The organism is Microtetraspora fusca (assembly GCF_001570365.1).
GTDB lineage: Bacteria > Actinomycetota > Actinomycetes > Streptosporangiales > Streptosporangiaceae > Microtetraspora > Microtetraspora fusca.
The window spans coordinates 239,165-248,024 of sequence record NZ_BBYK01000048.1; the positions used below are offsets into that span (position 1 = coordinate 239,165).

Below are 8,860 nucleotides of genomic sequence, written 5' to 3' on the forward strand. Positions count from 1 at the left end.
CCGTCGACCACCCTCGCGAGGAAGGCGAGCAGCGGCCGTGGAATCGACAGACCCCACGACGTCGGACGAGAGCCGAGGTGACGGCGGCCCGCCCGCACCGGCCGCGGACGGTCGGCGGGGCCTCCGTGCCATAGCCGCCGCGACGCTCGATCGCCTGCCGGAACTCGTCGAGGCGTTCGTGACCCAGGTGCTCGCGATACCCGGCTACGCGAACGGCGAGGTCGGCGACCACGAGCTCAGGAGCGGCGCCGGAGCCAGCATCGAACTGCTGATCCGCCGCGTCGCGGGCCTTCCTCTGGACGAACGCCTGCGCCGCGCGTCGGCCGAGATCGGCCGCGCCCGGGTCGATTCCGGCGTGCCGCTCGAGTCGCTGATGCAGGCCGTCCGCCTGGACTTCCGGCTCGTCTGGTCGGCGCTGTCCGACGAGATCAGGCCGTCGGAGATGGCGGTCCTCGTCGCCGGCGGCGCCGACGTGTGGGAGGCCGTCGAACAGCACGCCAACGCCGTTCTGATCGGATACCAGGCGCGGCTGGCGGAGATCACCCGGGCGCTCGAGGACGAGCGGCGGGAGTGGTTCGCCCGCCTCCTCGCGACGGACGGGCAGCGGCCGGAGATCGTGAAACGGGCCGCGAACGTGCTGGACTTCGTGCCCGAGCGCAGGTTCGTCGTCGCGGTGGCCCGTCGCGGGGAGTCGGCCCTCGCCCACGTACGCGCCGACGTCCTGGCACGGGGTGCCTCGTGCCACCTGCACACGCAGGCGGAGTCGGACACGCTGCTGGTCCAGTTGCCGAACGGGACCGGCGACGATCAGTGGCGTCGGTGGTTCGCCGGGACGACCTGCGTGCTGAGCTCACCCTTCGAGGGACTCGCCGCGGCTCCCCGCCACATCCGGCTCGCGCAGGCGTGCCGAGGAGCGCTCGGCGAAGTCGACGGCCCCCGGCTCGTCCGCGACTCGTGGCTGGAACTCGCGGCGGCCTCGATCGGAGAGTTCCGGCGCGACCTCGCGCACGACCTCCTCGGACCGCTGCGCGGCCTCACCGCGGCGGATCGCGAGCGGACCGTCGAGGCGGTGCGCACGGTTCTGGAAACCGGCAGCGTCCCCGCGGCGGCGGCGCGCCTGTACTGCCATCGCAACACCGTCTTCAACCGCATGAACCGCTTCCGCACCCTCACCGGTCTCGACCCGTCGAGCCCGCGAGACGCGGCATTGATCAACCTCGCCCTGCTCTGCCGGGAAGCGGCGGACTGAGACCGTCTCCGGTTCACGTACGGCGGAGCCCGCGTGGGGCGACGACGGGGCTGTCGAGGAGTCCACCGGCGTTCGGCACCGCGTCCGTGTTCGCCTCGCCTCTCCTTCGCACGCGACCGTTCCTTGGACGGCAGCACAGTATTTCGCCTGGAAGCCGCGACAGCCGCCCCTTCTGCCGCGCACCCGGCCGCCCTAGTTTTACGGCAATCCCCCCTGACCCCCGAAGGACTCCCATGCCCACGACAGTGGCCCGGCCGGCCTCGCTGAAGCGAGTCGCGGCCGCGTCGTTCACCGGCACCGCGCTCGAGTGGTACGACTACTACCTCTTCGGCACGGCCGCCGCCCTCGTCTTCAACACCGCGTTCTTCACCGACCTCGATCCGCTGGCCGGCACCCTCGCGTCGTTCGCCACCTTCGCGATCGGTTTCGTGGCGCGACCGCTCGGCGCCGCCGTCTTCGGACACGTCGGCGACCGCTACGGCCGCAAGCGAAGCCTGCTGATCACCATCGTGATGATGGGCGCCGTCACCGGAGCCATGGGCATCCTGCCCACCTACGAGACGATCGGGCTGGCCGCCCCTGCGCTCCTGATCGTTCTCCGCTTCCTGCAGGGGATCGCCATGGGCGGCGAATGGAGCGGAGCGTCCGCGCTGATCACCGAGCATTCGGAGCAGCGGAACCGCGGCTTCTACGCCATGCTCCCGCAGCTCGGGAACCCGGTGGGCATCCTCGTCGGGGTCGGCGTCTTCACGCTGCTCACCAACATCCAGTCGCCCGAGTCCTTCCAGGCGTGGGGGTGGCGCGTCCCGTTCCTGCTGGCCGTGCCGTTCACGATCGTCGCGCTGTGGATCCGGACGGCCATCGACGAGAGCCGCCACTTCGCCGCGGAGGCCGGGGGCGCCGAGGCAGAGGTCGCCGAGCGTCGCATCCCGCTCGTTCAGGTTTTCCGCGCGGAGAAGACGCGCCTCCTCGCCGGCATCGGCGTCGCCTTCCTCGGCATCGCGGGCTACTACTTCTCCGACACGTTCCTGCTGAACTACGGCACCCGCCAACTCGGGATCGACATCTCGTTCCTGTTGAACGCCGGACTCGTCGCGTCCGTGCTCAACATCCCGCTCTTCGTCCTGTGGGGCCTTTACGCGAACCGCGTCGGCGGCACCACGATCGCGGTGATCGGCGGCATCGCCACCGTCCTGTTCGCGTACCCGATGTTCGTCCTCGTCGGGCAGGGCTCCGCTCTCGCGGTCGCCGTCGCGATGGTGACCGGGTCGACGCTGGTCTCGATCTCGTTCGCGGCCAGCGGCCAGATCCTCAACGAGCTCTTCCCGACCGCGACGCGGCAGAGCGGGATCGGCCTCGCCTACAACCTGGCCGGCGCCGTGTCCGGGTTCGTGCCGTTCATCGCCACCGTCATCATCGACGCGGCCGGGGACGCCCGGCTCTGGGCCACCGCGGGCCTCCTCGTGGTCATCGCCCTCATCACCCTCGGCAGCACCGTCGCGGCCCGCCGTCTGAGGCTCCCCGACCTCGACACCACCGTCGACTGACCACAGCACACGACAGGAAAGGACCCGCCGCACATGAGCGGTTTCGGCAAATCACGAGTCCACGACATCCTCGGCCCCGAGCCCGAACCCGGATTCCACGACACCGGTGAGCTCACCCGCAACTGGGGCGCGAAGTGGGGCGCGGCCGACGAGGTCGGCCCGCTGCGTACCGTTCTGATGCGTCGCCCGAACCCCGGCCTCGCCCGCATCAGCGCCGACGCCTGGGACGACGAGCTGGGGGCCCTGGTCGATCCGGGCAAGAACTGGTACTGGTTCGACCGGAAGGCCCCCGACCTCGACCTGCTGCACCAGCAGTACGAGGGCTACGTGGCGGCGTTGCGCGCCGAGGGAGTCGAAGTCGTCTTCGCGCCGGAACTCCCAGAGAGCTTCACGAAGTCGATCTACACCCGCGACCCGCTGATCACCGTTCCCGGCGGCGCGGTCATCACCCGCCTCGCACCGCGCATGCGGCGCGGCGAGGAGCGGTCGATCACCGCGACCGTCGCCTCCGCGGGGATGCCCGTTCTGGGAACGGTCACCGGGACGGGCATCGCCGAAGGCGGCAGCTTCGTGAAGCTGAACCGCGACGTCGCGGCCTACGGAACCTCCATCCGCTGCAACAGGGAGGGGCTCGACCAGATCCGCCGCCTCGTGGAACCGGCGGGTGTGAACGTCATCGAAGTGCCGCTCCCCGGATATCTCATCCACATCGACGGTGCGATGGTCATGATCGACCACGACCTCGCCATGGTGAACAGCACGCTGCTGCCGTACGAGTTCCTGACGACCCTGCGGACGCTCGGCATCGAGACCGTCGAGGTGCCTCCGGGTGAGGAGTGGGCGGTCAACTCGCTCACCGTCGCTCCGAGGCGTGTGATGGTCGCCGACCACCTCACCGCCGCCGCCGACCTGCTGAGCCGGCACGACGTGGAGGTCGTGCCCGTGGCCTACAGCGAGATCACGAAGAACGGCGGCAGCCTCCACTGCAGCACGATGGAGCTCCGTCGTGACTGGTGAACGGCACCGCCCGGCGGATTCCGCGTTCCTGCGCGACTTCGCCTACCTGTCGTCGATCGGCGCCACGCCGAGCGGTGGCGTCGACCGGGAGGCGGCGACCCTCCCGGACGCCATGCAGCGGGCCTGGCTCGGCGGCTGGCTGACGTCCCACGGATTCGACGTGCGCGTCGACGCGATCGGGAACCAGTTCGGGCTCCTCGAACTGGTTCCAGGAGCGCCGTACATTCTCACCGGGTCGCATCTGGACAGCCAGCCGACGGCCGGCCGGTTCGACGGCGCGTACGGCGTCGCCGCGTCCGCCCACGCCGCGCACGCGGTGGCGCGGCGAGCACGTGAAGGGCGGATAACACCTCGGCACAACCTCGCGGTGGTGAACTGGTTCAACGAGGAGGGGAGCCGGTTCGCGCCGAGCATGATGGGCAGTTCGGTGTTCACCGGCAAGCTCTCGCTGGAGAGCGCCTACGACGTCGAGGACGGCCGCGGCGTCAGCGTGCGCGAGGCGCTGAAGCGCATCGGCGCCATCGGCTCGGCGCCCGAACTTCCGCTCGCCGGGTACGCCGAGATCCACATCGAGCAGGGACGGGAACTCGAGGACGGCGCCGCCCGGATCGGGGTGGTGACCGGCACCTGGGGAGCGCGGAAGTTCCTCGTCATCGTCGACGGAGAGCAGGCGCACACCGGACCCACGGCGATGGCCGACCGCCGGGACGCCCTGCTGGGCGCCTCCCTGCTCGTCGTGCGCGCCCGGGAACTGGCGGACGAGCTGGCACACGCGCCGTTGCACACCGCCGTGTCGAAGCTCGACGTACGGCCGAACTCCCCTGTGGTCGTGGCGAGGCGGGTCGTCTGCAATCTCGACCTGCGCAGCCCCGACCCGGAGGCGCTCGAAACGGCGGAGCGGCTCCTGCGCGAGGCCGCCGCCGACATCGAGCGCACCCACGGGGTGTCCGTCAGGCTCGACCGTACGCACCACTGGGACCGCAACGACTATTCGGCCGACGGCGTCACGCTCGCCGAGGGCGTGTGCGCGGACCTGGGGCTGGCGAGCCGCCGGGTCCTGACGGTCGCCGGCCACGACTCGACGAACGTCAAGGACATCACGCCGACGGTGATGCTGTTCGTCCCCAGCGAGGACGGGATCTCGCACAACGAGCGCGAGTTCACCGCCGACGACGACATGGTGGCGGGGCTGTCGGTGCTCACCGGCGTCCTCGAACGCCTCTGCGTCGGATGACCACACGGATCGGAGGAGGAGTCTTGGGCAAGCTGCGCATGCCGGCGGAGTGGGAGACGCACGAGGGGTGCCTGATGGCCTGGCCGACCCGGGCGGAGTTGTGGGACGGGATGCTGGGCGAGGCCAGGGCCGAGTACGCGGCGGTGGCGCGGGCGATCGCGGCGTTCGAGCCGGTCACGATGGTGGCCCGGCCGGACCAGGTCGAGGACGCCCGCGCGGCCTGTGGCGAGGGTGTCGAGGTGATCGCGGTGCCGATCGACGACTCGTGGTTGCGCGATTCGGGGCCGATCTTCACGTTGACCGGCGACGGCCGCCGGGTCGGGGTCGACTTCGCCTTCAACTCCTGGGGCGAGCGGTACTTCCCCTATGACTCGGACAACAAGGTCAGCAGGCGGCTGCTCAACCTGCTCGGCACCCCGCGGCGCGCCTCATCGACGGTGCTGGAGGGCGGCGCGATCACGGTGGACGGCGAGGGCACGCTGATCACCACGGAACAGTGCCTGCTGAACGCCAATCGGAACCCGCACCTGGACCGTCACGACATCGAGGCCGAGCTCTCCGCCCTGCTCGGCATCGAGAAGGTCATCTGGTTGCCGTACGGCCATGCCGCCGGTGTGACCGACGGGCACGTGGACGGGGTCTGCGTTTTCGCCGGGCCGGGCCGGGTCGTCGTGGAGTCCTGCGTCGATCCGGCAAGTCCCGACTACGCGCGGCTGCGCGCCAACAGGGCCGTCCTGGAGGCGGTCACCGACGCCCGGGGACGCCGGCTGGAAATCGTGGAGGTGCCGCCCCAGCAGGTCGTCACCGTCGCGGGACGGCCGGCCCGGGTGGGCTACGTGAACTTCTACGTGGCCAACGGCGGCGTGGTCGTGCCAACGGCCGGCACCGCCGACGACGCGCGAGCACTGGAGGCCGTCGCCACGGCCTTCCCGGACCGCGCGGTCGTCGGTGTGCGGGCGAGCGCCGTCGCCCTGGGCGGCGGCGGGATCCACTGCATCACCCAGCAGGTACCCGCCCCGGCCGCTTCCGGGCACGGATCCCTCCTGCCGGGCTGAACGGCGACGCGGCCGCCCCCGTCGGTGACAGGGGCGGCCGTGTCGCGACCGGTGCGGCCGGGCTCGGTCACCCCATCACCGTGCCCGTCGAGTCCGCGTTGCGCGGGCGGTGACGGCCGAAGGCCGCGAGCCCTATCTCCAACCGGGTGTGCTCACCGACGACGCTGCTCTCACCGTCGATCACGGCCCGCATCAGGCGCCCGACCATGGGGGCGTTCTTGAACTGGTTGCCGCTGGTCCCGATCGCGACGTAGAAGCCCGCGCGTTCCGTGCCGTCGTAGATCGGGGTCCAGTCCTCGGTGACGTCGTAGACGCCGGCGATGCCGATCGGCTTGCCGGGCACACCGAGCTCGGGAAGGCGGCGGGCGGCGCGCGTGACCTGCGCCTCGAAGACCTGCGCGGTGGGATTGGGGTTGATGGCGTCGGGGTCGTCGACCCACTGCAGCTCGTCACACTCGGGCTCGGTGCCGCCGACCAACAGCCCGTCACCCGGGGCGCCCCGCATATAGATGCCGAGGTCCAGGTCGGCGACGCACGGGCCGATGCCCTCGCCGTTGTAGCCGGCCGGCGCGGGCACGTGGTGCACCTCCTGGCGCATCGGCCGGACGGTGACCGACCAGCCCGCGCCGACGCCCGCCAGCGCGTTCAGCCTGCCGGACCACGGCCCGGCCGCGTTGACGACGACGGGCGCGCTCACGGTCGTGCCGTCGTCGAGCCGGACACCGTTCACCGCACCCTCGCCGAGCACGGCGATCACCTGACGCCTGAACAGGAACCGCGCACCCCGCCGCTTCGCGGCGTTGGCGAGGTTGACGGCGGCCAGACCGGGGTCGTCGACGAAGCCGGCGTCCGGGGTCCACAGCGCGCCCAGGCGCTTGTCCGTTTCCTCCCAGAAGGCCGGGTCCTCGATGCGCTTCGGAGGCCAGAACCGGCCGGGGTCGAGCCCGGGCATTCGGCGGGCCAGCTCGTCGGCGTCCCAGACCTCGTACGGGATCCTCGCCCGGTCGAACATCTCGAGGACACGGTCCATCGGCGCGATGTCGACGTCCATGAACACCTTGCCGACGCGGTGGAACTTCGCCATCCCGGCGTCGTCCACGCCGTCGAGGTGGTCGGCCCACTTCTCCCAGCAGTGCTTGGACTCCCAGGACAGCGCGATGCCGTCCCAGGTCGAGTAGTTGAACCGGATCACCGCGCTGGACGCGCCGGTCGACCCCTGCCCGGGTCCGCTCGCCTTGTCGACCACCACCACGGAGCGGCCCGTCCTGGCCAGCTCGAACGCGATCGAGGAGCCGATCACGCCGGCGCCGACCACCACCACGTCTGCTGTCACGCTCATGTGCACAGTCTTCCTTCGCGTCGACGCGGAGCCCACCGACGACTGTCAAGGCTTCCCTGTTCCCGGTTCGTCACCTGCCGGGCGTGGCCTGCCGACCTGGGCACCGGGCTCACCTCAGGCCGATGAGCCTGGCGACCTTGAATCCCAGATGCAGGGCGAGGCGGTCGTCGCCACTCGCCAGGTCCACCCGGGCGACCTCCTCCGCCTTGCGTAGCCGGTAATAGAGGCTGGCCCGGTGGACGCACAGCTCGGCCGCGGTGCGCCGGACGTCTCCCCCGTTGTCCAGGAAGGCTTCCAGGGTCTCCGCCAGCGCGCCCTTGCCGCCGTCGTGGTCGAGCAGCCGGCGTACCCCCGGGTGCAGGTTGTGGCCGAGCCGCTCGGCGGGCAGCTCGGCGAGCAGGCCGTAGACGCCGAGCTCCGCACTCCACACCACCGGGCCGAGCACCTTGACGATCCTGGCCACGTCGGCGGCCCGTCTGGCCTCGCCGTACGACTCGTGCGCCGCCGACAGGCCGGGGCCGCGCTCGCCGACGCCGATCCAGCACTCCTTACCGCTTTCCTTGGCGATGCGCGCGTGTACGGCGGCGGCCAGGTCGTCGATCTCGGCCCGCGAGAGAACCTCCTGGACCACCACGAGGATGCCGTGGTCGGGGCGTTCGAGATGGAGGGCTCTGCGGGGCGGCAGCCGGCGGCGCGCGTGTTCGAGGCCGACGGTCAGGGCCAGCCGGTCCTGCTCGCCGAGCGGCTCGCCCGGCGCGTGCGCGAGGGTCGCCGCCAGCACCCGGATCGGGCCGGCCACCACGAGTTCCTCCTCGATGAGCCACCGGGCCGCCTCGTCACGCAGCTTCGCGTCCGCGGAGACGAGGTCGCGCACCAGCTCCCGCTCGCGCCCCCTGCTGATCTCACCCAGCAGGAAGTCACGGTGCAGCGTGTGCGCCGCGTTCTCCGCCCCCTGCCGTACGGCGGCAGCCTGCTCGTCCGTGACGGGGCCGTCGGACAGCAGTAGCCACAGGAAGCCGAGGAGGGTGTCGTCGTAACGGATCGGCATGCCCACCCGCGCCACGTCGAAGCCCAGGTCGGGTCGGGAGGGAACGGTGAACAGATCGCGAGCCGTGAGAGCGCCGCCGCTGTGGATGTGGCCGACCAGCTCGGGCGACACGCTCCTGCGCATGATCGACTCGAGCCGCGCGTTGTCGACAGCGCCGGTGTGGGAGTTGTAGGCGAGCAGGCGGATGTTCGGATCGTCGATGGCGACCGACCTGCCCAAGCGCGCGCCCAGGCTGTCAACCAACCTCTGCAACTCCAACGCCACGCCCAAAGGTTACGACGTTCGCCCCGTAATCGGCGGACAAGGTGTCAGCCGCGGGCCGGCATGTGCGTCTGGAACCAGTCCACAACACGGGTGCAGAAGTCGATCAA

The 8,860-nt window shown here is 71.0% G+C and carries 7 protein-coding genes; 5 read left to right on the forward strand and 2 right to left on the reverse strand.

The annotated features are described in order from the left end of the window. The first annotated feature begins 37 nt into the window (after window positions 1–37). The 5 genes from AWQ68_RS18820 (at window position 38) to AWQ68_RS18840 (ending at window position 6,102) form a co-directional block, all read left to right on the forward strand. A complete protein-coding gene (locus AWQ68_RS18820) occupies window positions 38–1,249 on the forward strand; it encodes a PucR family transcriptional regulator (protein ID WP_066942111.1) in 1,212 nt (403 codons plus the stop codon). A gap of 233 nt (window positions 1,250–1,482) precedes the next feature. Next, entirely contained in the window at window positions 1,483–2,796 is a 1,314-nt protein-coding gene (locus AWQ68_RS18825; protein ID WP_066942113.1) for an MFS transporter, read from the forward strand. Window positions 2,797–2,829: 33 nt separating this feature from the next. Continuing rightward, on the forward strand, window positions 2,830–3,813 hold the full coding sequence (locus AWQ68_RS18830; RefSeq protein ID WP_066942115.1) for a dimethylarginine dimethylaminohydrolase family protein: 984 nt from the start codon (window positions 2,830–2,832) through the stop codon (window positions 3,811–3,813). Next, complete coding sequence (locus tag AWQ68_RS18835) at window positions 3,803–5,047, forward strand: M20 family metallo-hydrolase (protein WP_066942117.1); 1,245 nt, start codon at window positions 3,803–3,805, stop codon at window positions 5,045–5,047. The genes AWQ68_RS18830 and AWQ68_RS18835 overlap by 11 nt, the downstream gene beginning before the upstream one ends. A gap of 23 nt (window positions 5,048–5,070) precedes the next feature. Further along, window positions 5,071–6,102 carry an agmatine deiminase family protein gene (locus AWQ68_RS18840; RefSeq protein WP_157545447.1) on the forward strand — a complete coding sequence of 344 codons (1,032 nt, stop codon included), beginning with the start codon at window positions 5,071–5,073 and terminating at the stop codon, window positions 6,100–6,102. A 67-nt stretch (window positions 6,103–6,169) separates the two neighbouring features. Here the strand turns inward: AWQ68_RS18840 and AWQ68_RS18845 are convergent, their stop codons facing one another. Together AWQ68_RS18845 and AWQ68_RS18850 are read right to left on the reverse strand one after the other, a co-directional pair. After that, window positions 6,170–7,441: an NAD(P)/FAD-dependent oxidoreductase gene (locus tag AWQ68_RS18845; protein ID WP_066942121.1), complete on the reverse strand. Its 1,272-nt coding sequence runs from the start codon at window positions 7,439–7,441 to the stop codon at window positions 6,170–6,172. A gap of 109 nt (window positions 7,442–7,550) precedes the next feature. After that, window positions 7,551–8,753, reverse strand: a complete 1,203-nt coding sequence (locus AWQ68_RS18850; RefSeq protein ID WP_066942123.1) for a PucR family transcriptional regulator — start codon at window positions 8,751–8,753, stop codon at window positions 7,551–7,553. Window positions 8,754–8,860: the final 107 nt, after the last annotated feature.

Bases quoted from the DNA above. Each gene is read 5' to 3' on its own strand.
- AWQ68_RS18830 (WP_066942115.1), top strand. From the start codon at position 2,830: ATGAGCGGTTTCGGCAAATCACGAGTCCACGACATCCTCGGCCCCGAG.
- AWQ68_RS18845 (WP_066942121.1), bottom strand. From the start codon at position 7,441: ATGAGCGTGACAGCAGACGTGGTGGTGGTCGGCGCCGGCGTGATCGGC.
- AWQ68_RS18825 (WP_066942113.1), top strand. From the start codon at position 1,483: ATGCCCACGACAGTGGCCCGGCCGGCCTCGCTGAAGCGAGTCGCGGCC.